The 22,240-nt window shown below is 56.7% G+C and carries 23 protein-coding genes; 8 read left to right on the forward strand and 15 right to left on the reverse strand.

The window, feature by feature from the left end; translation table 11 throughout:
- The first annotated feature begins 4 nt into the window (after positions 1-4).
- Together LL947_RS04460 and LL947_RS04465 are read left to right on the forward strand one after the other, a co-directional pair.
- Positions 5-910: an ABC transporter permease subunit gene (locus LL947_RS04460; protein ID WP_499834080.1), complete on the forward strand. Its 906-nt coding sequence runs from the start codon at positions 5-7 to the stop codon at positions 908-910.
- On the forward strand, positions 907-1,749 hold the full coding sequence (locus LL947_RS04465; protein WP_290820761.1) for an ABC transporter permease subunit: 843 nt from the start codon (positions 907-909) through the stop codon (positions 1,747-1,749). Before LL947_RS04460 ends, LL947_RS04465 begins: the two co-directional genes overlap by 4 nt.
- Positions 1,750-1,759: 10 nt before the next feature.
- On the opposite strand, the gene LL947_RS04470 is transcribed toward LL947_RS04465, so the two are convergent.
- Positions 1,760-1,969: a zinc ribbon domain-containing protein gene (locus LL947_RS04470; RefSeq protein ID WP_171702761.1), complete on the reverse strand. Its 210-nt coding sequence runs from the start codon at positions 1,967-1,969 to the stop codon at positions 1,760-1,762.
- A 125-nt stretch (positions 1,970-2,094) separates the two neighbouring features.
- Between LL947_RS04470 and LL947_RS04475 the strand changes: the two genes are divergently transcribed.
- A complete protein-coding gene (locus LL947_RS04475) occupies positions 2,095-2,520 on the forward strand; it encodes a DUF3617 domain-containing protein (protein ID WP_404416806.1) in 426 nt (141 codons plus the stop codon).
- Positions 2,521-2,592: 72 nt separating this feature from the next.
- Here the strand turns inward: LL947_RS04475 and LL947_RS04480 are convergent, their stop codons facing one another.
- On the reverse strand, positions 2,593-5,709 hold the full coding sequence (locus LL947_RS04480; protein WP_499834081.1) for an efflux RND transporter permease subunit: 3,117 nt from the start codon (positions 5,707-5,709) through the stop codon (positions 2,593-2,595).
- A complete protein-coding gene (locus tag LL947_RS04485; RefSeq protein ID WP_499834082.1) occupies positions 5,709-6,806 on the reverse strand; it encodes an efflux RND transporter periplasmic adaptor subunit in 1,098 nt (365 codons plus the stop codon). Before LL947_RS04485 ends, LL947_RS04480 begins: the two co-directional genes overlap by 1 nt.
- A gap of 362 nt (positions 6,807-7,168) precedes the next feature.
- On the opposite strand from LL947_RS04485, the gene LL947_RS04490 reads away from it, so the two are divergent.
- Positions 7,169-8,353 (forward strand): BaiN/RdsA family NAD(P)/FAD-dependent oxidoreductase, encoded by a 1,185-nt coding sequence (locus LL947_RS04490; protein ID WP_290820931.1) that lies wholly within the window; start codon positions 7,169-7,171, stop codon positions 8,351-8,353.
- 20 nt (positions 8,354-8,373) lie between these two features.
- Here the strand turns inward: LL947_RS04490 and LL947_RS04495 are convergent, their stop codons facing one another.
- The 7 genes from LL947_RS04495 to LL947_RS04525 form a co-directional block, all read right to left on the reverse strand.
- Positions 8,374-8,688: a YqjK-like family protein gene (locus LL947_RS04495; RefSeq protein ID WP_290820917.1), complete on the reverse strand. Its 315-nt coding sequence runs from the start codon at positions 8,686-8,688 to the stop codon at positions 8,374-8,376.
- A complete protein-coding gene (locus LL947_RS04500; RefSeq protein WP_499834083.1) occupies positions 8,663-9,067 on the reverse strand; it encodes a phage holin family protein in 405 nt (134 codons plus the stop codon). Before LL947_RS04500 ends, LL947_RS04495 begins: the two co-directional genes overlap by 26 nt.
- Entirely contained in the window at positions 9,068-9,400 is a 333-nt protein-coding gene (locus tag LL947_RS04505; RefSeq protein WP_290820913.1) for an ElaB/YgaM/YqjD family protein, read from the reverse strand. It lies immediately after the preceding gene.
- Between the two features lie 85 nt (positions 9,401-9,485).
- On the reverse strand, positions 9,486-10,571 hold the full coding sequence (locus LL947_RS04510; RefSeq protein WP_499834084.1) for a phospholipase A: 1,086 nt from the start codon (positions 10,569-10,571) through the stop codon (positions 9,486-9,488).
- A gap of 270 nt (positions 10,572-10,841) precedes the next feature.
- Complete coding sequence (locus tag LL947_RS04515; RefSeq protein ID WP_404416822.1) at positions 10,842-11,606, reverse strand: TlyA family RNA methyltransferase; 765 nt, start codon at positions 11,604-11,606, stop codon at positions 10,842-10,844.
- Positions 11,607-11,613: 7 nt separating this feature from the next.
- Entirely contained in the window at positions 11,614-13,659 is a 2,046-nt protein-coding gene (locus LL947_RS04520) for a hypothetical protein (protein WP_499834085.1), read from the reverse strand.
- A gap of 31 nt (positions 13,660-13,690) precedes the next feature.
- Positions 13,691-14,914 (reverse strand): ATP-grasp domain-containing protein, encoded by a 1,224-nt coding sequence (locus LL947_RS04525; RefSeq protein WP_290820905.1) that lies wholly within the window; start codon positions 14,912-14,914, stop codon positions 13,691-13,693.
- A gap of 213 nt (positions 14,915-15,127) precedes the next feature.
- On the opposite strand from LL947_RS04525, the gene LL947_RS04530 reads away from it, so the two are divergent.
- The 3 genes from LL947_RS04530 (at position 15,128) to LL947_RS04540 (ending at position 16,795) form a co-directional block, all read left to right on the forward strand.
- Entirely contained in the window at positions 15,128-15,454 is a 327-nt protein-coding gene (locus LL947_RS04530; protein WP_290820903.1) for a DUF1820 family protein, read from the forward strand.
- 90 nt (positions 15,455-15,544) lie between these two features.
- Positions 15,545-16,135, forward strand: coding sequence for a TIGR04211 family SH3 domain-containing protein (locus LL947_RS04535; RefSeq protein WP_499834372.1), 591 nt, complete (start codon positions 15,545-15,547; stop codon positions 16,133-16,135).
- A 12-nt stretch (positions 16,136-16,147) separates the two neighbouring features.
- Positions 16,148-16,795 carry a class I SAM-dependent methyltransferase gene (locus LL947_RS04540; RefSeq protein WP_290820900.1) on the forward strand — a complete coding sequence of 216 codons (648 nt, stop codon included), beginning with the start codon at positions 16,148-16,150 and terminating at the stop codon, positions 16,793-16,795.
- A gap of 42 nt (positions 16,796-16,837) precedes the next feature.
- Here LL947_RS04540 and LL947_RS04545 read toward each other — a convergent pair whose 3' ends face one another.
- Genes LL947_RS04545 through cysP form a run of 5 tightly spaced genes read right to left on the reverse strand, consistent with a single transcriptional unit; the run spans position 16,838 to position 21,317 of the window.
- Positions 16,838-17,428, reverse strand: a complete 591-nt coding sequence (locus tag LL947_RS04545; RefSeq protein ID WP_499834086.1) for a YajG family lipoprotein — start codon at positions 17,426-17,428, stop codon at positions 16,838-16,840.
- A gap of 55 nt (positions 17,429-17,483) precedes the next feature.
- Positions 17,484-18,587 carry a sulfate/molybdate ABC transporter ATP-binding protein gene (locus LL947_RS04550; protein WP_499834087.1) on the reverse strand — a complete coding sequence of 368 codons (1,104 nt, stop codon included), beginning with the start codon at positions 18,585-18,587 and terminating at the stop codon, positions 17,484-17,486.
- Entirely contained in the window at positions 18,584-19,411 is an 828-nt protein-coding gene (gene cysW, locus LL947_RS04555) for a sulfate ABC transporter permease subunit CysW (RefSeq protein WP_404416840.1), read from the reverse strand. The genes LL947_RS04550 and cysW overlap by 4 nt, the downstream gene beginning before the upstream one ends.
- Complete coding sequence (cysT, locus tag LL947_RS04560) at positions 19,411-20,274, reverse strand: sulfate ABC transporter permease subunit CysT (protein ID WP_404416843.1); 864 nt, start codon at positions 20,272-20,274, stop codon at positions 19,411-19,413. The genes cysW and cysT overlap by 1 nt, the downstream gene beginning before the upstream one ends.
- A gap of 8 nt (positions 20,275-20,282) precedes the next feature.
- Positions 20,283-21,317, reverse strand: coding sequence for a thiosulfate ABC transporter substrate-binding protein CysP (gene cysP, locus LL947_RS04565; RefSeq protein ID WP_499834088.1), 1,035 nt, complete (start codon positions 21,315-21,317; stop codon positions 20,283-20,285).
- A 213-nt stretch (positions 21,318-21,530) separates the two neighbouring features.
- Between cysP and rpe the strand changes: the two genes are divergently transcribed.
- Complete coding sequence (gene rpe, locus LL947_RS04570) at positions 21,531-22,232, forward strand: ribulose-phosphate 3-epimerase (protein ID WP_499834089.1); 702 nt, start codon at positions 21,531-21,533, stop codon at positions 22,230-22,232.
- Positions 22,233-22,240 lie beyond the last annotated feature (8 nt).

The following is a 22,240-nucleotide window of genomic DNA, read 5'->3' on the forward strand; positions in this document are numbered from 1 at the left end:
CAGCATGCAGCCAATCAAAACCCGGTTCAAGCGATTAAAACTGGGACGTCGTATGGTCATTGCGCTGCCGCTTGTGTGGTTGACGCTTTTCTTTCTGATGCCCTTCGCCCTGGTGTTGAAAATCAGCCTGTCCGACGCGGCGATCAGTATCCCCCCTTACGGCCCCCTGGTCGGGTACACTGACCAGACACTGCAGATTTTTCTCAACCTTGGCAATTATCTTTTTCTGCTCAGCGATTCACTTTACATTGCTGCCTATTGGGGGTCGATCAAGACGGCCTTTGTGGCGACCCTGGTGTGCCTGCTACTGGGCTACCCCATGGCGTATGCCATGGCACGAGCCACCGCTCGTTGGCAGCTGGTGCTGCTGCTTCTGGTCATGTTGCCCTCCTGGACATCTTTTCTGATTCGGGTGTATGCCTGGATGGGTATCTTGAGTAACACAGGGCTTATCAACAACACCCTGCGTTGGATAGGTGTCATCGAAACACCGCTGCAAATGATGAATACCCAGCTGGCGGTGATTATCGGCATTGTCTATGCCTATCTTCCATTTATGGTGCTGCCGCTTTATGCCCACCTTGCCCGGCTGGATAATGCCTTGCTGGAGGCCGCATCAGACCTGGGGTCGCGTAAGTTCAACACCTTCATCAAGATCACCCTGCCGCTTTCAACCGGCGGTATTATTGCCGGCTCCATGCTGGTATTCATTCCTGCGGTGGGGGAATTTGTGATACCCGAGCTTTTGGGTGGCCCGGATACGCTGATGATCGGCAAGGTGCTCTGGGAAGAGTTCTTCCTTAACCGTGACTGGCCTGTTGCCTCAGCCCTGGCGATGGTGATGCTGCTGTTGCTGTTGATTCCCATTGTCATGTTTCATCGCTACCAGTCCAGGGAGTTGGAAAAATGACGCTGCACTATAAACGCCCTGACTTCACCACCGTCATGCTGGTGCTTGGATTGCTTTTTCTGTACCTGCCCATGGGAGTGCTGGTGGTGTATTCATTCAATGAATCCCAACTGGTGACTGTCTGGTCCAGATTTTCACCCAAATGGTATGGCGAGCTGTTTGCTGACAGACAGATTCTCTCTGCCGTGTGGACCAGCCTGAGGATTGCTTTTCTGGCGGCCAGCATGGCGGTGTGCCTGGGAACGGTCGCTGCGTTCGTGATGACGCGGTTTGGCACGTTTCGCGGCAAAACGGCGCTGTCCAGCATGGTAACGGCCCCTCTGGTCATGCCGGAAGTGATCACCGGGCTTTCGCTGTTATTGCTGTTTGTGCAAATGGCCCAGCTGATTGGCTGGCCGACGGATCGCGGTATGGCGACTATCTGGATTGCCCACACTACCTTCTGCAGCGCCTATGTGGCAGTCGTCGTGGCAGCCCGGCTGCGCGAAATAGACCGTTCGATCGAAGAGGCGGCGATGGATCTGGGCTCGCCACCGCTAAGAACCTTCTTTACCGTTACCCTGCCGGTCATTTCACCCGCCCTCGCTGCGGGCTGGCTGCTGGCGTTTACCCTGTCACTGGATGATCTGGTGATTGCCAGCTTTGTGTCTGGCCCGGGGGCCAATACCTTGCCGATGGTAGTGTTTTCATCGGTACGCATGGGGGTGTCACCGAAAATAAACGCTCTGGCCACTCTGATCATTCTGGTGGTGGCAGTGGCGACGCTGATTGCCTGGTTTCTGATGCATCGCAAGGAGAAAAAACGTCGTCTGGCGCTTCAGGAAGCTGAGAGTCAGTAATTCCGCGCGATTAAAGCACGTCGTCATCGCGCCCGTAGCGTATCTGCTCCAGCTCTCCGGAAACCGGAGATACCGTGACTTCCAGTTGGATAGGCGCACAGCAGCGTTGGCAGTCTTCCCAGGTGGTGTGGCTGCCTTGAGAGGCATCAATCAGAAGCGTCATGGGGGTGGCGCAGTAAGGGCAGTCAATTTCATACGAGATTAGCGCATCATCGACCATAAGGACTCCTTGGACAGTTGAGACAGGCTTGGGTAGAAGTGTAGTCAACGATGATGGAGGGGCGCATCCTGGCGCTGAATCGGTTACGATCACTTACTAACATCATCCAACACAGTGAGGATAACATGTCTTTTCGTATCTTTTTGGCCACAGCGGCTTTGACACTCCCCTTGGCGGCTCAGGCGGAATCTCCTGATGTGGCACCGGGTGAATGGGAATTTGTCAGCGTGACCGAGGTGACCGCAGACGTTGATATTCCTGATCAGACCAATACCGAGCGCCAATGCATCAGTCAGGAAGAACTTGATAGTGCTGAATTTGGTTTTATTGAAGAAGAAGAAGGTTGCGAGTTGCTTGACCAGACCATGGCCGCCGACGGTTTGTCCTACAGCATGATTTGTCGCGCTGATGGTGGAGAAGCCACCATCGAGGGTGAAATGCGCTTTATGGGCGAGCAGATCGAGGGCGATGTGGATATCGTGACCGAATCGCCCATGGGCGCCATGACCATGAACACGCGCATCGAAGGTGAGCGGCTGGGCGACTGCTAGTCTAGACCCTGTTACGACCCTCTGAAAACACCGCCCCACTGAAAAGTGGGGCGGTGTTTTGCTTATGGCATTTTAATGATTCCCTTCCTGTGAGCTGGCCAGTTCTCGCTCCAGTTGATGACTGATGGCCTTGGGTGATCCCGTGCGGCGTGCCAGCAGGTCATAGGCAACCGGCACCACAAAGAGGGTAAAAAGGGTCGCCGCACCGACCCCCGCCATAATGACCGTACCGATCACCAGGCGGGACTCGGCGCCTGGGCCGGTAGAAATGATCAGTGGTATAGCGCCGGCCATGGTGGTGATGGCGGTCATCAGAATGGGCCGCAGGCGAGTGGTGGAAGCATCTATCAAGGCGTCTCTGAACGCGAAGCCCTGATCGCGAAGCTGGTTGGTGAATTCAACAATCAGGATGCCATTCTTGGCCGCCAGGCCAATCAGCATGACCAATCCCACCTGACTATAGATATTCAGCGATTGTCCCGTGATAAATAAGGCAAACAGTGCCCCGCTAATGGCCAGTGGCACTGTGAGCATGATGACAAAAGGATGGACGAAGCTTTCAAACTGTCCGGCAAGCACCAGGAAGACGACCAGTACCCCCAGGGCAAGCAGGAAGGTGGTTGCGCCACTAGCTTCCTGATAATCTCGGGAAGCCCCTTTGACATCTGTCTGAGCCTCGGCAGGCAGTATCTCGTTGACCGCATTGTCAAGGTATTCCAGTGCTTCACCCAGCGGATAGCCATCCACCAGATCGGCTTCTATGGTGACGGCGCGCAATCGGTTAAAGCGGTTGAGATTGCTCGGGCCTGCAAAGTCGGTCAGAGTGACCAGACTGGCGAGGGGAATAAGCTCCCCGGAACGCGCTGAGCGCACCCGGATATTTTCCAGCGAGCGAGGGCTTGGGTTGGCACCGCTCTCCGCTTCAAGTATGACGTCATATTCCTGACCGTTATCCACATAGCGAGTGACGCTGCGCCCACCCAACAGGGTTTCCAGTGTACGGCCTATTTCAGTGATAGTGACGCCTAACGCGGCAGCCCGGGTATAGTCGATATCCACCCTGAGTTGAGGCTGGCTTTCCTCGAAATCGCTTTCCAGCCCGCTCAGCCTTGGATTGTCGTCTTCAATATGCTCAATCAGGGTGTCACGCCACTCGGCAAGCTGCTCATAGGTGCCGCCACCGAGCACAAACTGGACCGGCTTTTCTGTTCTGCCGCCAAAGCCCTGACGCATCACCGGGAACGCCCTGACGCCAGGTAAATCACTTAACGACTCACGTACATCCTGCATGATGGGCCAGGCGCTTCGCCGCTCATCCCAATCGGCGAGGTTGACAATGACAAAACCGCCGTTGAAGTTTTCAATATTGCCCCAGCCTCGGGGTGCCCGCACCAGCACCCGTTCGACCTCGCCATCATCCAGCATGGGTAGCATGCGCGCTTCGATTTCATCCATGTAATCGAGCATATAGGAGTAGGTCGCGCCAGGGGGACCATTAACGATGACAAAAAAGTTACCACGATCCTCCTGAGGGGTATATTCATTGGGCAGCTGCTCGTTGAGCCATAGCATGGCACCCACCAGCGCAAAAAAAGCCACGACCACCAGCCAGCGCAGAGTTAATACGCCCGTCAACATACGCCGATAGGTGCGGCGTGCTGCATCCAGAACCCTGTGGGTGGCTCTGGCAACAGGACCTTCATGGGCATTGGAACTGAGGATTTTCGACGCCATCATTGGTGTCAGGGTCAGCGCCAGTAGGCTGGATAGCGCCACGGCAGCCGCCAGGGTAAGGGCAAATTCCGAAAACAGGCGGCCAATATCTCCCTGCAGAAAGCTCAGGGGCACAAAGACGGCAATCAATACCAGAGTGGTCGCTACCACTGCAAAAGCAATCTGACGCGAACCGCGAAAAGCGGCAACCAGTGGAGTCTCTCCGTATTCCTGCATGCGTCGGTGGATGTTTTCCAGCACTACAATGGCATCATCAACAATCAGACCGATCGCCAGGACCAGAGCGAGAAGCGTCAACAGGTTGATCGTGAACCCCATGACTGCCAGCGCGGCAAAGGTACCTATCAACGCAATGGGAACCGTGATTGCCGGGATAAAGGTGGTGCGGATATTGCCCAGAAAGGCAAAGATAACGATCACTACCAGACCCATGGACACAAAAAGGGTAATCATCACTTCCTTGATGGCACCGGATACAAACACCGACGCATCGAAATTCAGGCTAAGTGACATGTCATCCGGCAGCGTGATTTGAAGGCGCTCCATCTCTGCCTGGGCACCTCGGGAAATTTCCAGCACATTGGCCGTTGACTGCTTCATGAGCCCAAGGCCAACCAGCGGCGTACCGTTACCGCGGAAGATAGTCCTTTCCTCCACCGAGCCGATTTCCACACGCGCTACGTCATTCAGGCGAATCAGGTAGCCGCTTTCACTTTCTGCCAGCACCAGAGAGCGAAAATCTTTCGGCGTGCTGAAATTGCGCGGCAGTCGGACAATAAACTGACGTTCCTGGGATTCCACTGCACCGCCGGGTAGCTCAACGTTTTCGTCACGCAGCACCTGTTCCACATCGCCTACGGTGAGCTGGCGAGCCGCCAGGGCATCAGCATCCAGCCAGACGCGCATGGCATATTCCCGTCCACCACCCACGCGTACCTGGGAGACCCCGGGGAGAACTGACAGGCTGTCCACCAGATAGCGGTCGGCGTAATCGGTCAGCTCCGCCATGCTGTAGTTTTCACCCGAGAGGCTCATCCACAGCACGACATCAGAGCTTGAATCAGCCTTTTGTACCTCCGGTGGGTCGGCTTCTTCAGGAAGGTTATCCAGGGAACCGGAAATCCTGTCGCGGATGTCATTGGCAGCAGCGTCGATATCCATATCAAGGCTGAATTCAACGTTAATACTTGAGCGGCCGTCCTCGCTGCTCGAGGATATGACCTCGATGCCTTCCACCCCGGAAATACGGTCTTCCAGCAATTGAGTGATGCGGGTTTCCACAATACTGGCCGAGGCGCCGGGGTAGCGGGTATCAATGCCCACCACTGGCGGATCAATAGACGGATATTCCTGCAGCGGCAGGCGCTCCAGGGCAAGCAGGCCAAAGGCGACAATCAGCGCCGCCAGTACGGTGGCCAATACTGGCCGCTGGACAGAAATGTCAGAAATAACCATCAGCGCGACGCCTCGCCACGCAGCAGTTCAGCAATGCTGGTGCTGTCATCCATGATGCCCAGAAGCTCAGGCTGCTGACCTTCGCGAACCCGCTCTGTGCCATGGGCCACGACCAGATCACCGTCGTCCAGGCCGCTGATAATCTCGACTTCACCTTCACGCCGCGAGCCGATCTCCACTGCCTGCCAACTGATCCGGTTGTTATCGTCTTCATCCATCTGCCAGACAAAATGGTTCTGACCCTCCGGGACAATGGCGGATTCAGGAACCACCAGGGCTTCCCGTGCAGTAGGGGCCAGGGTGACCTGCATCAGCATGCCGGGGCGTAAATGCAGAGAAGGATTATCCACTTCGGCGCGAACCGTCACACTGCGTGAAACCGGGTCAACCCGAGTGCCGATGGTGGCCACTTCACCTTTGAACGCGTCTTCAGGATAAGCGGCGCTGGTGGCCGTGAGTGATAAACCGGTTTCCAGCTGTCCCAGGTAAACCTCAGGCAGGTTGAAATCGAGCTGCATGGTATCGAGCTTATCCAGAGTGACCAGCGACATGCCGGGGGTGACCAAGGCGCCCAGGCTGATGTCCCTGAAACCGACGCGTCCGTCAAAGGGAGCGGTCAACCGGTAGTTGGTCAATCGTGCTTCCAGGGCATCCGCTTCAGCGGTCGCCTGACGCAAACGCGCCTGATTATCTTCAACGTTGGCGCGGGCAGACAGGTTACGTTCCTGCAGCTGAGTAACGCGATCAAGGGCGTTGCGACGCTCATCCTGAAGGGCTCTGGCCGCCCTGAGCTGGGCACGTTCTTCGCCATCGTCCAGCTGAATCAACAGCTGCCCGGCTTCTACCAGTTCGCCGTCGCTGAAATTGATCTGCGAAATAGTATCGGTCACTGTCGCCGACAGGGTAATACTCTCGTCAGCGTCCAGGGTACCCAGCGCCTTGATCGGGTCTGACCAGTCAGTCAATGTGACTCTGCCGGCAATGACAGGCGGCGGTGATGGCTGAGCCCAGCTGGCCTCGATACTCACCAGCGCCAGAACAAACCAGGCAATGAAGAGTGCTTTGGTAGGCGATGCCCGTCCAGGCGATAGATCCATTGACTGCCTTCTGGATGGAAATGGAAAACACGTCATGATCGTCATGTCACCTTGGAAATTGATAATAAAGTACTTTTTCTGTGTGCTAAGTGCCAGTGAACGGCGATGCACATTGCGAAGGGAGCAGCTTATACACAACCTATACCATTTGTGGATAGATGTACATTTCAACTAGCTTGTCGCGTGACGTTGTCTGTTCACCGGACCAGGCTGTCATGCAACTGTTACGCCGTCTGACGCTGGTGAGATGAGAGGCCAACTGATAAGCTGGTCGCCCAATATCAGTCAGCGCGTGAGCTGGCTATCAAGACTGTTTTTCACTCCCTCTACCAACTGGAATGCTGACCATGGGCCATGCTGCCATGACCTACGATGTTGTCGTTATCGGTGCCGGTGCGGCAGGTTTGATGTGCGCTGCTCAGGCTGGTTATGCCGGTCGGCGCGTGGCATTGCTGGACCATGCCAATAAAGCGGGCAAGAAAATCCTCATGTCCGGTGGTGGGCGATGCAACTTTACCAATCTGGCCACCACACCACAGCATTTCTACTCACAAAATCCCTATTTCAGTATTTCCGCCCTTAAGCGTTACCGGCCGGAACATTTTGTCGAACTGGTTGAACGTCACGGCATTGACTATGTTGAAAAAACACCGGGCCAGCTGTTTTGTGCCTCTTCTGCCAAGGATATCGTCCAGTTGCTGTTAACCGAGGCGCAATGGGCCGGCGTGGATATCCAGCTTAAAACCCGGATACATCGGCTGGAGCGTCAAGGGGAGGGCATCTGCCTGGATACCTCGCTGGGGCGTATTGAGGCCGGTGTCGTTGTGGTGGCCACCGGAGGCCTGTCGATTCCGACCATGGGCGCCACGGGCTTTGGCTATGATATTGCCCGGCAGTTTGGCCTTGAGGTGCTTCCTACCCGGCCAGCACTGGTGCCTTTTACCTTGGGTGAGCCCTGGAAAACCCGCTGTGCCGCACTTTCGGGCGTCAGCCTGGATGTGGCCGTGGAGTGCGGCGGCGGCTATTTCAAGGAGCCGATGCTGTTTACCCATCGCGGTATTTCGGGACCTGCGATGCTGCAGATTTCGTCGCTCTGGCTACCAGGCGAAGCGCTGCGCATCAATCTGCTGCCCGACGAGGATGTCGCCACCAGTCTGCGCTCAGCCCGCGAGCAGACGCCCAAACGCAAATTGCAGACCTGGCTGGGGGAGCGTTTTCCCAAACGCCTTGCTCAAGCACTAACCGAGTGGTACGGCGATGCTGTTGACGAAACGCCGTTAGCCCAATACAGCAATGCCCAGCTGGATGAGTGGGCACAACGGCTTAATGATTGGCAACTCAAGCCTACCGCAACCGAAGGTTGGCGAACCGCTGAGGTGACGCTGGGAGGCGTATCCACCCAGCACATATCCTCGCGGGATTTCAGCGTCAAAGAGCTTCCGCAGCTGCGCTTTATTGGTGAAGTGCTGGATGTCACCGGAGAACTGGGGGGATACAACTTCCAGTGGGCGTGGGCCAGCGGTGTCGCCTGCGGGCAGGCGTGTTAAGCAAATCGCGGGACAGGCTGTCAGCGTATGAGCTGGCTGGCTTTTCTGGCTATCGCATAGCCTCCAACGGCTCTTTTGCCCAGCTGGACCAGGCGCTCGGGGTTGCGCGCCAGTTTCCACGCAACAAGCCCGCCCAGCAGATACAGCGGCTTTCTGAAACGAACCAGCTGATGCCAGCCAGCGTCAATGGGAGCAGCAGCCCGATCAAGGCGCACACTGTCCACCATGATATCGATACGCTGCTGTTCGAGCGTCTGCAACAGCGCCTGTTTGCGTTCGCGCTGCGACGGCTGGTTATTCTGGGTTTTTTCAGCGTTTGTGTTCGGTGTTGGCATCGTGTTCAAGCTCCAGCAGGGCGCGATCGGTGGCGAACTGTTTCAAGGTCTCCTTGAACAATGTATGCCGCCTTGCTTTACGCATCGCGATAAAGGCAAGCAATAGACTGGCTGCAATCAACACGCCTGCACTGATTGCAATAGCGGCAATCCGGTAGCTATCCCAGAAGACAATGACAACCAGGGCGGTCAGTGTCGCAATGCCTAGCAGCAAAAGCACCAGGCTTGCCCCTATCAGAAGCATCAGGCCAAGTAAGCGCGCGCGTTCTTCCTCAAGCTCCAGCACTGCCAGGCGCAAACGCGTCTCGCCGTTGGCGAGAAGTGTTTTTAACAAGCGTTTGGCAGCGTCCAGTGTGCGTTGGGCTGGCCCTGCGGACATTTACTTACGCCCGAGCATGAGACCGACCACCAGTCCAGCGGCGGCGCCAATGCCAATGCTGGCCCAGGGGTTTTCACGCACGTAGCGATCACAGCTGTCGGCCTGGTCGGTCAGCGCGTCCCGCGTACCGGTATAGAGTTGCTCGCCACGCGCTTCAAGACGCGCACGAGTATCCTTGAGGCTCCGTTCGGCGCGGCTACGCAGGTCACGCATTTCTGAACTGGCATCTTCGGAAGTGGCATTAACCAGTTCTTCAACGGTATCAGTAAGGTGACGCAGGTCAGCTTTAAGCTGCTCAGTCTGATCAGCGTGCTTGGTCGAATGCTGGCTCATATGAAATGTTCCTGTAGGTTAATAAAGGCAACTTTACCCTGTCATCTCAGGATAGCAGCTTGGGACATTGTGACAACCCGGCCACTTAGCGGTTCAGCCCGCTTGGGGTGAAAAGCGGGTTAAGACTGAAGCCCAGGCTTAAGCGATGTACACGGTGATCGTAATCAATCAGACTTTCTCCGTATCCATAGTAATACTGTACATGGGCACGCAAGCTGTTGAACACAGGCCAGCTATAGTCAATCTGGGTGCCATGGTTGCCCGCACTCGGGTTGCCCCGCCATTGAGCGATCACTTCGTGATCGTTGTTAAGGCGTTTGGCCAGACGCAGGTCGCCGTAACCCATATAGCGATGAATGTCCGGGTTGTCATCTTCGCTGTCTGCTTCAGGCACGCGCCAATGCGGTGCAACGACAAACGCCCAGTCACCGCGCTGAAAAGTGCTTTCTGCATAAAGTCGGTTCCAACTGCGCGAAAGGTCGCCAGAGCGCCCGTTGGATTCATGGTTGGCAGAAATCCGGTTGCGGGTATTAATCCAGCCGAACATTTCCCAGGCGTTATCAAAATCGACAAACAGCTCCGGTTCATAATTGGTTTCACGGAAAGGGGATGAAGCTTCGGTATTATAAGCCTGCCACCAGCTACGCTGAGAGTAGCCAAAGTATAGATCCCCGTAGTTGGCAAACAGCCCGGTAGCAATGCCGACTTTGACACTTAACTGAAACTTAAGCTCTGTGTTATTGGGCTCATCGTCCGGGTCGATTTGCGCAAAACTGTCACGGTTAGGCTCACCGTTATAGCTCACAGGCAGCAGGTAATTGGTGCGGTGGGTAGTAATTGCGAAAGGATTGCGGTTGGAGGCCTGCTCCAGATCGCGCCGTTCATTTAGGTCTTCGATGGCGACTGCCTGAGGAAGCAAGCGTGGCTTCAGGATGGCAGAGCCTGCAAATATATCATCCCTGAAGGCCCTGCCTTCAGCACCCGATTCGGCAGTGTCAGGCCAGCTTTCAAGCTCCTGCTGAAGTACTTCCAGCTCATTGTTCAAGGCGTTGATACGTGCCTCAATCTCGGCCCGGTTCGTAGGTTGGGCAACGCTTTGCATAGCGGGGATCAAAATACTCAATAGCAGGGTAGCGAGAATGCGCAGTAACCATCGGTTTCGAATGAACATGTTAATGACTCAGTGAATAAAAATATCATGTTAGCGCTTTTTGTCATCTTATGCCTGCCGACGTCTTCCATTGCTCAACCTCCATGGCGATGATTGCGCGCCGCAGTGTCCACAGAAAATACCAGACGCAACCCGAAGGGACAGGGCCCTTTTGCCACAGCCCAGCGTTGTTCGTCGCTGATGGTGAACCACCCAGCCACGCTCCTCACGCCTTGCTCTCCACCAAAAGGGGCTCTGTCGCGGCCGTGAGGAAACGTCAACAGACCCCAGTCAGGCGGCGTGTTCCAGCCGGGCATGCATCAGAAATTCGCGGTTACCGTCGCCACCGGTTATTGGGCTTTCCCGCCAGTCGAGAAGTCTCAGCTGACTAATCTGGCAGGTTTGTCGCAACTTGTTTTCAACCTGGATAAAGTATTCGGGGTGACGAACGACACCGCGTTTGTCCAGCGCACCGGGGCTGAGTTCAAATTGTGGCTTGACCAATGAAAACAGCTCACCGCCATCAGGCATCAAGGCGGCTATCTCGGGTATGATCAGGGTTTGCGAAATAAAAGAGACATCCATCACCACCGCATCCAGCGGCGCCGCATCCAATGCAGCCAATACTTCCGGTTGCTGGCTCATGCGTCGGGCATTGACCCCTTCAAGGCAAATAACCTGAGGGTGTTGGCGAAGTGCATCCGCCAGCTGTCCGTGACCCACCTCGATACCGATCACCGTCCCAGCCCCAAAACGCAGGGCGCAGTCTGTAAATCCCCCGGTGGACTGGCCGATATCCAGCACTGTCCGGCCATCAAAGCGTTTGTTTGTGGCCAAGAGCAAGGCTTCAAGCTTTAGCCCGGCGCGTGACACATAGCGGTCTTCCGGGTCATCCGCAACGGCAATCGGGGTGTTCGCGGACAACATCTCGCTGGCCTTGGTCAGGGTCTGCTGTGTATCCAGGCGGCTGACTCGCCCATGGCGAATCAGCCGCTGAGCGCGTGTGCGTGAAGCGGCCAGCCCAAGGCTGACCAGCAATTGATCGATTCGTGGCATATAAGCGTCAGGTTTGGGGCAGCTCGGGTGGTGCTCCACCTTCTTCCGCCTGTAAGCCTGTCGGCGGAAGGCGGTCGGCACCCCAGCTGCGTGCCAGGTGGCCCTTTACTGTTTCCAGTTCAGCGTCGGTGACGTTGGCGAGCTCGCCGCGCTCCAGAGGGTCGAAGTGGTAAATATACAGGCGCGAGGCAAATTGCTCAAAAGGCAGTGACGCTTCGCCAAAACGCTCGCCATGGCCCGATGTACTGACCACAACGCCGTCCCCCCAGTTCTGACCGCTATCGTTATTAGGGTTGTAGAAATAGATGCGCATCTGTTCATTGGGGCCCAGAGAGGCTCGCAGTATGGTGATTGCATGCCAACCGATGAAGCGTGCAGCGCTGTCGGTCACGGCAATGCCTGCAGGCTGCGGGTGAATAAGCGGCTGGTTGCCATTGTAGTAGGGGTGATAGCTGGCGTAGAAGTGGCGTAGAAAGTCATCCACATCCATCAGCTGGCCACTGGTCACATCGACGTTGATGCGAAACCCGCGACCTGCCCACCAGCCATGAAATTCCGGGTTGACCCAGCGATGCGGATCACCTTCACGGCCTATGCAGCGACGACCCATCTCGGCGTAAATGCGATCCAGGTGCGGCACAACAATTAATGAGACCGCGTCCAGATCCATAGGGAGTTCGGTTGCTACGCCGCTCTGGCTTTGCACTGACGAAATCGGCTGGCCTTCGAAATGCATGACGATTTCATCATCCCGGGCAGCCCAGGCAACCATCTGCAGCATGTAATCCGGGTCGTTATAGGCCCACATGGAAAGCGCTCGCGCTGACTGGCAGGTCGGGTTGTTGCCCTGGCCAACACCCAGAGGCAGGCCGAGCATACACAGCACTCCTTCCAGTAAGCGCGCCTTGGCGGATGCACTGGTGCCATAGGCAATATTGAGCCGCGTCTCTGACCATTCAGTAAGCGTCAGACCGAGCTGGCGCCACAGCGCTGGAGCAACAGGGGACTGATAAAGTATGCCGCGCTCAAGCATCAGCGCGAGCCCGTAGACGGACTGACAGGTGGCAGGGTACACACCTCCGCGAATCAGGGCGTGAACCAGCTCACGGTAGCACAGCAGACAGTCGCGCCCGGTGGAGGATAGCCCCAGCGCCTCCGCCACAAGGTAGTCGCTGACATCAAGCAAATGGCGGATAAGCACCGGGTGATAGGGTGAGACCAGCCCCGTGTCGTGCATGGCGCGAGCAAAGCCGGTGGCCTCGGCCTGCAGGGCGGCATTGTCCATGCTTTCCAGCCGCTGGCGATAGATATCCACGCCAGGGTCTTCCTGACAGGCCTGGGTGGGGCCATACACTGAACTGACCAGCCGCGCAGCGCCCTGGCCGCTGCTGCCCAGATCAATCTCCGGATTAGCCTGGCACAGGGCAATCTGGGTAATCATCTGCTTGATAGGGTCGACCTGGATCGGACGTTGCTTGAGAATTCGCCAGATCTCGTCGATCAGCTGGTCAACAATATGCTCATAACCAATACGTTCGGCGAGGTGCTGGAACAGCTGGCGTGAAATCAGTGCAAGACGCCCCTGGGTTTCCCGCTCGGCCTCAGAGGGAGCCGAAAACAGTTGCCACAGATTGATGGCCATGACCTGTGTCAGGTAATGGTGCGCAAATTCAGCCGAAATACCCGGGTGAATATAGTGGCCCTTGGCCACTGCCAACAGGCGCAGTTCGCTGAGGGCCTCGATAACCACCATGTTGGCGTCAGCACTTTGCAGCGCATAGGTCGTCAGCGAGGGAACAAGAAACTGGGGGCTTGCCCAATCCGAACCCTCGAACACCCCAGCGTTTTCCAGGGTAGCGGCATGGGATTCGAGTACTGCACAGCCGCCCGGCTGAAGCAGAATGCGCCGCGCGGTATCAAGTACCCGCGGCAGTTTGGCCGGCTTGGAGAACGCTGGCGCCTTATCCAGTAGATCAATGGCGTCCAGCAGTTTCTCGACCAGCAGGTTCAGTTTCTCATCTTCCGAAAAAGAGCTAGCGTTTTCCGTCGTCACGGTGACTCCTTATCCCGGCCTTTGATCAGGATTATACATAGAAGTCGAGGTCTTCTTGATGTTTTAGCAAATCACGAATCGTATGGGCGTCATCGCCCTTGAAGTAAATCAATCCCCAATGGGTACCAAAAGCGGTGCGCTTGGTGACGGTTTCTTCCAGCGGTGGTGTCAGCTCATGAGACTCGAAGTAAGGATGATCCTCGACTTCTTCCGGGATCTCCAGACGGCTGACCACTCGGCGGCGTGGATAAACCCCGAAACAACCGGCGTATCCATCGGCATCCACCACTTCTTTCGGAAAGAAGCGGGCGACTTCGTCTGGCGTCGTGTGCGGGTCGAATACCAGCATGGAGGCTTGATAGGCGTTAAAGCCGTAAACCCGTTCCAAAAGTTCAAATACCTTGAAGCCGGGTGGACGATAGGCGACTTCCCCAAAGTACATTTCGCCGTCGCTGGTGACAAAATACTCGGGATGAATCAGGCCGAATTCAATATCAAACGTCTTGATCAGCTTCTCTATCTGAGCGGTTATCTGGGGGCGATACCTTTCGATTTCCGGCGATCCGGGGACGAAAACCGAGTAACCCAGGGTGACGTACTCGGAAATGTTCAGAAAGGCGATCTTGCCATTGTGTATCCAGGCTTCAACAGCAAATTCCCACCCATCAAGGTGCGACTCCATCAGTACCGGAAATTCTTCCTCAGGAATCGTATCCACTTCATCCGGGGTGCGAATGACCCGGTGTCCCAGGCAGCCCGCCTTGTCGAACGCCTTCAGGTGAATAGGGTCGTTCGGGTCACCGTCCAGTTTGAGTAGCGTCTGATTGACGCGTTTCAAGAAGCGGACCACATCTTCCTTGTCATGAGCTTCTTCAAAAATACCCACCCGGATACCACCCAGCTGGGCGCGTCGCTTCATCAGTGCCTTGTCGCGCAGCAGCAGCGACTGGCCGTAAAGGCGCGGGTTATCAAGCAGCACCGAGTTGATGGCACCGGCCCATTCGACCGTTTCCTCGAACAGGGGAATCGCGACATCGACCCCTTTTTCTTTCAGGGTCTCGGCAATTTCCATGGAACGGTCATTCAGGCGCTCAAAGTTCCACGGCACATGAGGTATGTCATGTTTCTGGCAGTATTCCTCTGCCCAGTCGGGGGCAACCACGATATAACGTCGATCAAACGTTTCCGCAGCTTCAATTGCATTGAGGCTCCAGCCAAGTAAAGCGATATAACCTTTATTGGGATCCTTCTGCATAGTGATAGCTCCTGAATTTAGGGTGAGCGCTGAAGGGTGAATCGTAAAGCGGAAGTTACTTTTTATACCATACAGGCCTAAACAGATGCCGGCCATGGCTGTTTGAACTCTGCATTAACGCTTTACAGGCAAAACACCCCAGCTGTGGTAGGCTTGCGGGTTTTTACGGGCCACAATGCCCAGAGGTTCAAATGCCAAGAGGAAAGGGTCAAAATGGCGGCTAAGCCAATTTATCGCGTCGTCGTTCACCAGCATGGTGAGGTATGGGAACTCTACGTGCGTGAAATCTTCCAAAGTGAGCTTTGGGGATTCATTGAAGTGGAAGAATTTGTGTTTGGTGATCCCAGCCGGGTGGTTGTGGATCCCGCCAGCGAAAAGCTTGAGCGCACTCTGGAAGGTGTAAAACGCAGCTATCTCCCCTTGAACGCAATCATGCGTATTGATGAAGTGGAGCGGGGCGGGCCATTGAAAGCGGTGAAAAGTGAGGCCCGTGTGGCTGAGTTTCCGCGTCCCTTCCCATTGCCTTCTCGGGATAGCTGAGCATCTTTCGAGCACCCATCTCAGGATGAAACATTGGTAGGACAAAAAATGAAGCATTTCACTCTACGCCGAGCCCGTGTAGCCATTACGATGTTACTGGTTGGTCTCTCCAGTGGCTCAGTGCTGGCGCAGTCCAATGACGCCTGGGTAAGCGATGAACTGAGCACCTATGTGCGCAGCGGCCCCACGGACGGCTACCGGATTATCGGTACCCTGACCGCGGGTGAGCAGGTCGAGGTACTGGAAACCAGCGGTGACTATAGCCGCGTTCGCAACAGTGACGATGATGATGTCTGGGTGCTCAGCAATGAGCTCAAGGACACCCCCGGCGCACGTGAGCAGTTGCCTGCGCTTGAAGGCCGGGTCCAAGCGCTTACGACTGAGCTTGCAGGAATCAATGAGGAGTGGGAACAGCGGGTAGCCAGCATGACCGAAACCCTGGATGTTCGCGAAGAACGTATCAGCGAGCTTGAAAACCGCAACGCTGTGCTGACAGAAGACGCTGACCAGCAACGCCAGCAGGTACGCGAACTCGAGGCGCGTCTGGACACTCAGGAAGAAGACTTGCTGTTGCGTTACTTCATGTACGGTGGCGGCGTGGCCGGGGCGGGTCTGGTGGTGGGATTGATCGTGCCCCATTTGCCGCGTCGGCGTAAGAAACGTGATCGCTGGTTTCAGTAAGGAGGTGACCTGATGCGTGAACAATGGCGACAACGCTGGCGTGAGGGGCGTATCGGTTTCCACCGTAATGACACCCATCCGGCGCTTGCGCATTTCTGGCCAGGCCTGGACATTGCGGCTGGCACCAAGGTACTGGTGCCCCTTTGTGGTAAAAGCCTGGATATGCACTGGCTCGCCGACGCCGGACACCCGGTGTTGGGCGTTGAGCTGGCGCCTGAGGCCATCGAGCAGTTTCTCGATGAGCAGCAGGCAAGCCGTTCTCAGGCAGGTGTATCACGTTATCGCCAGGGCGGTTTTGCGGTCGCACGCCAAGGTATGGTGGAGCTATGGCAGGGGGATTTCTTTCATCTGCATATTCGCCAGGTCGATGAGATAGGGGCGTTTTATGATCGCGCGTCGCTGATTGCCCTGCCGCCGGCAACACGTCAACGCTATGCGCTTCACCTGGCCCAGCTGGTGCCGCCCGGTGCACAGGGCTTGCTGGTCAGCCTTCAACATGATGAGGGTGATCATGGCCCACCCTACAGCGTTAACAAAGCTGAAATCGACATGCTGTTTACCCCCAATTTTGTGCTCACCGAGCTTGGAAGCGGTTCAAGAGATGCCCAGGGGCGCATGGAAAGCGTCTGGGGCCTTTGCCGCCGAGGGCCGCTGGCCTGAGGCTCAGCGGCGAACAGCTTGAAGCCAGCATGACAGTGCCCGTCATCGCGCCATCAGTTCGCCCAGTTGGCGGTCACTGAAGGCGCGGTTAAGGGCATCACTGAGCAGTTCATTTAGCATGCGCGTATTGGCTGCCTGGCCTGGCTTGACCGCATAACTCTGAACGCGACGGGACGTGTAGGTGCCTGTGTAGGTCGTTCCCTGGTGTTGCACGACGGCGCGCAGCACCCCCTCAATATTAGCTTCATCCAGGCCCATCTGGGTGCTGTCACCGTGGGTATAGTCGAGATTGGCAAGCTCGAGCGTCAATACCGGCCTGCCGTCAGCTCTTTCCTGAGTAGGTGTGAACCCCATGTCCGCCACTGCGCGCTCGGCTTCCTCCTGAAGTTTTGGCACCACTTGGTGGCTATCCACGGTAATCACCGAGGTCGACATCCCTTGGCCGCTGCGATGGCCAATCACATCAGAATCACGGCCGTCCTGGGCAAACACGCTTACAGATTGCCCGTCGCCGAGCTGTGGAACCTCGGCTGTTCGGGTTGGCGAGAGCGCCAGGTGATGAGGGCTGGCACAGCCGGCGAGCCAGATACCGGCTAACAGTACGCAGAAAAGTGGAACAAGCTGACGACCCATGCAGAACTCCGGTTTTATCATCTGAGGTAAAGACGTGAGTCGTCATTATAGCGGTTCAGGCCACCGGCGCATCGGCTTTAATGGTGTCCGGCTGTTGAAAACGATGGAACTGGCGAGGATGCGCGTAAAGCCGCTGGCCGCGGGTGAGTCCCAACTGCTCGAAATCGGTATGGCGCACGGTGGCAAGCCAGGGCTTGGCGAGCCAGTCGGCTTCGAGTTCAACGCGCACTTCGGCACCCACGGGAGAAATGGCCGTGATGGTAACCGGCAGATGGCATTCAGCCGTGGGGGAGCTAGCCAGGCGCACCTCGTGCGGTCGCAGCAACAACTCCTCGTGCCCATCGGGCAGATCAACGTTCAGTCGTGCATCGCCACAGGTCAGTATACCCTGGCTGACATGGCCTTCCAGATGATTAACGTCGCCGAGAAACTCGAATACAAAGCGGTTTTTGGGTGCACGATACAGGGTTTCCGGTGCGTCGATCTGCTCGATGCGGCCATTGCTCATCACGACCACCCGGTCAGACAGCTCCAATGCCTCTTCCTGGTCGTGGGTGACAAACACGCTGGTAAAGTTGAGTTCGTCGTGAAGGTGACGCAGCCAGCGGCGCAGTTCCTGGCGCACCTTGGCGTCGAGGGCCCCAAAGGGTTCATCCAGTAACAGTACCTCAGGCTCGACTGCCAGCGCACGGGCCAGGGAAACCCGCTGCTGCTGGCCGCCGGAAAGCTGGGCCGGATAGCGGTTGGCCAGCTGTTCAAGCTGGACCATCTCAAGCAGGCGCAACACCCGTGAGCGGATCTCGCCGCTGCTGGGGCGTTGCTTGCGTGCCATGACGGTCAGGCCAAAGGCTACGTTATCGAATACCGTCATATGCCGAAACAGGGCGTAATGCTGGAACACAAAGCCAATGCGGCGATCGCGCACGTGAATATGGGTCACATCACGTTCGCCAAACAGAATCCTGCTCGGCTCTTGGCTGTGGTCGGCGCTTTCCAGCCCGGCAATGATGCGTAGCAAGGTGGTCTTACCCGAGCCCGACGGCCCCAAAAGGCCCACCAGCTCACCGGAGTGAATATCAAGATTGACCGGTTCCAGCGCCAGGGTCTGATGGCGGCCTCTGCCAAAGTGTTTGCCGATATTGTGTAAGCGAATGCTCATGCGAGTGCCTCCCGGCGCGCTTGGCGCCATTCCAGAGCGGCCTTGGCGGCCAGCGTCAGCAGGGCGATCAGGGCGAGTAATGCCGCGCTGGCAAAAGCGCCGACGGTGTTGTAGTCCTGATACAGCTGTTCAAGGTGCAGGGGCAGGGTGTTGGTCTTGCCGCGAATGGCCCCGGCAACGACAGAGACGGCGCCAAACTCACCTACCGCTCGGGCGTTGGTCAGGATCACGCCATACAACAAGGCCCAGCGGATATTGGGCAGGGTCACCCGCCAGAAAGTTGTCCAGCCAGGCGCGCCCAGGGTAACGGCGGCTTCCTCTTCACGGGAGCCCTGGGCTTGCATCAGCGGAATCAGCTCTCGGGCAACGAAGGGGCAGGTCACAAACACGGTGACCATCAAGATCCCCGGCCAGGCAAACATCAGCTGGATATCGTAACCGTCCAGCCAGTTGCCCAGCCAGCCGTTGCGCCCGTAGAGCAGCAGGTAGATCAAGCCTGCGACCACCGGCGACACCGCAAAAGGGATGTCGATCAAGGTCTGCAGCAGGCGCCTTCCCGGAAAGCTGAAGCGGGTGACCAGCCAGGCCAACGCCACGCCGAACACCAGGCAGATGGGAATGGTCAGCAGTGCAATGCCCAGGGTCAGGCCAATGGCATGCAGGGTGTAGCGGTCACTGACGTTACTCCAGAATACGTCAACACCCTGGGCAAAGGCCTGGGCAAAAATGGCCACCAGGGGCAGCAACAGAAAAAGTGCCGACAGCACAACGGCGGTGCCAATCAGTACACGGCGCACGCCAGGCGCATCACCAATACGGCGCATTAGCCCTTTCCTCCGTGTAAACGACGAATAAAGCGGCCCTGCCAGATATTGATTGCCAGCAAGAGTGCCAGTGAGACAAACAGCACCACAGAAGCAATTGCCGAGGCGCCGGCATAGTCATATTCCTGAAGCTTGACGAAGATCATCAGGGCAGTGATCTCTGTCTCGTAGGGCGTATTGCCAGCGATGAAGATGATCGCACCAAACTCACCCAGCGAGCGCACAAAGGCAAGCCCGGTGCCAGTGACCAGGGCTGGCCACAAGTGCGGCAGGATCACCCGGCGAAAAGCGACGCCATCGCGCGCGCCCAGTGTCATGGCGGCTTCATCCACTTCAGCAGGCATGTCCTCAAGGACAGGCTGTACGGTGCGTACGACAAAAGGAATACTGGTGAAGGCCATGGCCAGTGCAATACCCACCCAGGTATAGGCAACCGGAAATCCCAGCGGCTCAAGCCAACGGCCCATCCAGCCGTTGCTGGCGTAAAGCGTGGCCAGGGTGATGCCTGCCACGGCAGTTGGCAGCGCAAAGGGCAGATCCATCAGCGCATCCAGCAGGCGCTTACCCGGGAATTCATAGCGCACCAGCACCCAGGCGAGCAGCAGGCCGAACACGGCGTTGACCAGGGCAGCGACAGCCGCTGCCCCTATGGTGACCATGTAGCTCGCCACCACCCGGCCTTCACTGATGATGGCCCAGTATTCGGCCAGGCTAAGCCCCGCCAACTGGCCGAACAGGCCGGTCATGGGCAGCAGCAGAACCAGCGAGATGAACAGTACGCTGATGCCCATGGAAAGACCGAAACCCGGAAGAACCCGTTTCTCCGTCTTGAAGGACAGGGCGCCAAACCTAGCCAGGCTCATGGCAGACCTCAGCGACGCTGCAGCTGGTCAAGCAGACCGCCGCTACCGAAATGGGTTTCCATGGCGTTGTCCCAACTGCCAAATACCTCTTCCACCTGTAAAAGCTCGGTTTCCGGGAAGCGGTCGGCAAACTCAGCGATAACGTCCGGATGGTGAACGCGGTAGTTGAAGCCCGCGAGCAGGCGCTGGGTATCTTCAGTATAGAGAAACTCCAGATAGCTCTGGGCCAGGTCGGCATTACCGTTGCGCTCGGCGTTGGGGCCGACGACCGCGACCGGGAACTCGGCCAGAATGCTCACCGGCGGAACCACCACTTCGTAGTCGTCACTGCCGTACTCGCCGCGGATGTTGTTGACCTCGGATTCAAAGCTGATCAGCACATCGCCCATGCCACGTTCGATAAAGCTGGTGGTAGCACCTCTGCCACCGGTATCAAACACCACGACGTTGCTCAGGAAGTCGCGCATGAAGTCGCGCACTTTCTGTTCATCGCCGTCGAACTGGTCTTCCGCAAACCCCCAGGCCGCCAGGTAGGTGTAGCGCCCGTTGCCGGATGTTTTGGGGTTGGGGAACACAATTTCGATATCATCCTGCGTCAGGTCTGCCCAGCTTTCGATACCTTCAGGGTTGCCTTCACGCACCAGAAAGGCCGTCGTCGAATAGTAGGGTGAGGCGTTGTTGGCAAGCGCTTCCTGCCAGTCTTCAGCCACCAGGCCGGCATCGGCAAGTACCTGAACGTCGGTGACCTGGTTAAAGGTCACTACATCTGCGCGCATGCCTTGCAGGATGGCGCGGGCCTGAGCGGAGGAGCCACCGTGGGATTGGCTGATGGTGATCTCTTCATCGTGCTCTTGCTGCCACCAGGCCGCAAATTCAGGATTGATCTCAGCGAACAGTTCACGGGCGATATCATAGGAAGAATTCAGCAACTCGCGCTCGTCCTGCGCCAGCGCATCGGTAGAGGCGCTGGCCATCAGCGTCAGCGCCAGCAGACTGGCACCCAGACGGGCGTTGTTAATGGTAGGCAGAACAGGTAATGCCATCTTGTGACTCCTTGAAGGCCGATGGGCCTGAAGTATTAAGAGAATGACAAGAAGACTAAACCTGCACTTATGGAATTACAATAATGTTTTATATTCTTTTTTAGAATATAAGTGTAGGCAATTTTTATCCTTATGCGCTAGCTTGCTGCAAACGCATGATTTTAAGGTCTGGTATCATAGGCACGAATTTTTCATCTATGATCTGGATAGCTCATGACCACTCCACGGGATTTTCTGATTGCGCCCTCGATCCTCTCCGCCAACTTTGCCTGTCTGGGTGAAGAAGTCGACAAGGTGCTGGCCTCTGGCGCTGACTGGGTGCACTTCGATGTGATGGATAACCACTATGTGCCCAACCTCACCATTGGCCCCATGATCTGTGAAGCGCTGCGCAAGCACGGCGTTAGCGCACCCATTGATGTGCATCTGATGGTCACGCCGGTGGATCAGATGATCAGTAGCTTTATTGATGCCGGGGCTGACATGATCACTTTTCACCCTGAAGCCTCCCAGCACATTGATCGTTCGCTGCAGCTGATCCGCGATGGTGGCTGCAAGGCCGGTCTGGTCTTCAATCCGGCCACTCCCCTGTCGTATCTGGATTACGTGATGGAAAAGATCGATATGGTGCTGTTGATGAGCGTCAACCCGGGCTTTGGCGGCCAGGCGTTTATCCCCGCGACGCTTGATAAGCTGCGCGAAGCGCGGGCCAGAATTGATGCTTCTGGCCGCGATATCCGCCTTGAAGTGGATGGCGGCGTCAAGGTGGACAATATTGCGGAGGTGGCCGCAGCAGGGGCCGATACCTTCGTGGCCGGCTCAGCAATTTTCAGTGCCCATCAGACCGATGATCCGAATGGTTACGATAGCGTGATCAACAAGATGCGCGCCCGACTGGCTGAAGCTGGGCAATAACGGAGGCG

It is taken from the genome of Halomonas sp. BLK-85 (genome assembly GCF_044792155.1).
In the GTDB taxonomy this organism is placed as follows: Bacteria; Pseudomonadota; Gammaproteobacteria; order Pseudomonadales; family Halomonadaceae; genus Vreelandella.

Coding starts and splice junctions, on each gene's coding strand:
- LL947_RS04460 (WP_499834080.1), top strand. CDS start 5: ATGCAGCCAATCAAAACCCGGTTCAAGCGATTAAAACTGGGACGTCGT.
- LL947_RS04465 (WP_290820761.1), top strand. CDS start 907: ATGACGCTGCACTATAAACGCCCTGACTTCACCACCGTCATGCTGGTG.
- LL947_RS04470 (WP_171702761.1), bottom strand. CDS start 1,969: ATGGTCGATGATGCGCTAATCTCGTATGAAATTGACTGCCCTTACTGC.
- LL947_RS04475 (WP_404416806.1), top strand. CDS start 2,095: ATGTCTTTTCGTATCTTTTTGGCCACAGCGGCTTTGACACTCCCCTTG.
- LL947_RS04480 (WP_499834081.1), bottom strand. CDS start 5,709: ATGGTTATTTCTGACATTTCTGTCCAGCGGCCAGTATTGGCCACCGTA.
- LL947_RS04485 (WP_499834082.1), bottom strand. CDS start 6,806: ATGGATCTATCGCCTGGACGGGCATCGCCTACCAAAGCACTCTTCATT.
- LL947_RS04490 (WP_290820931.1), top strand. CDS start 7,169: ATGACCTACGATGTTGTCGTTATCGGTGCCGGTGCGGCAGGTTTGATG.
- LL947_RS04495 (WP_290820917.1), bottom strand. CDS start 8,688: ATGCCAACACCGAACACAAACGCTGAAAAAACCCAGAATAACCAGCCG.
- LL947_RS04500 (WP_499834083.1), bottom strand. CDS start 9,067: ATGTCCGCAGGGCCAGCCCAACGCACACTGGACGCTGCCAAACGCTTG.
- LL947_RS04505 (WP_290820913.1), bottom strand. CDS start 9,400: ATGAGCCAGCATTCGACCAAGCACGCTGATCAGACTGAGCAGCTTAAA.
- LL947_RS04510 (WP_499834084.1), bottom strand. CDS start 10,571: ATGTTCATTCGAAACCGATGGTTACTGCGCATTCTCGCTACCCTGCTA.
- LL947_RS04515 (WP_404416822.1), bottom strand. CDS start 11,606: ATGCCACGAATCGATCAATTGCTGGTCAGCCTTGGGCTGGCCGCTTCA.
- LL947_RS04525 (WP_290820905.1), bottom strand. CDS start 14,914: ATGCAGAAGGATCCCAATAAAGGTTATATCGCTTTACTTGGCTGGAGC.
- LL947_RS04530 (WP_290820903.1), top strand. CDS start 15,128: ATGGCGGCTAAGCCAATTTATCGCGTCGTCGTTCACCAGCATGGTGAG.
- LL947_RS04535 (WP_499834372.1), top strand. CDS start 15,545: ATGTTACTGGTTGGTCTCTCCAGTGGCTCAGTGCTGGCGCAGTCCAAT.
- LL947_RS04540 (WP_290820900.1), top strand. CDS start 16,148: ATGCGTGAACAATGGCGACAACGCTGGCGTGAGGGGCGTATCGGTTTC.
- LL947_RS04545 (WP_499834086.1), bottom strand. CDS start 17,428: ATGGGTCGTCAGCTTGTTCCACTTTTCTGCGTACTGTTAGCCGGTATC.
- LL947_RS04550 (WP_499834087.1), bottom strand. CDS start 18,587: ATGAGCATTCGCTTACACAATATCGGCAAACACTTTGGCAGAGGCCGC.
- cysW (WP_404416840.1), bottom strand. CDS start 19,411: ATGCGCCGTATTGGTGATGCGCCTGGCGTGCGCCGTGTACTGATTGGC.
- cysT (WP_404416843.1), bottom strand. CDS start 20,274: ATGAGCCTGGCTAGGTTTGGCGCCCTGTCCTTCAAGACGGAGAAACGG.
- cysP (WP_499834088.1), bottom strand. CDS start 21,317: ATGGCATTACCTGTTCTGCCTACCATTAACAACGCCCGTCTGGGTGCC.
- rpe (WP_499834089.1), top strand. CDS start 21,531: ATGACCACTCCACGGGATTTTCTGATTGCGCCCTCGATCCTCTCCGCC.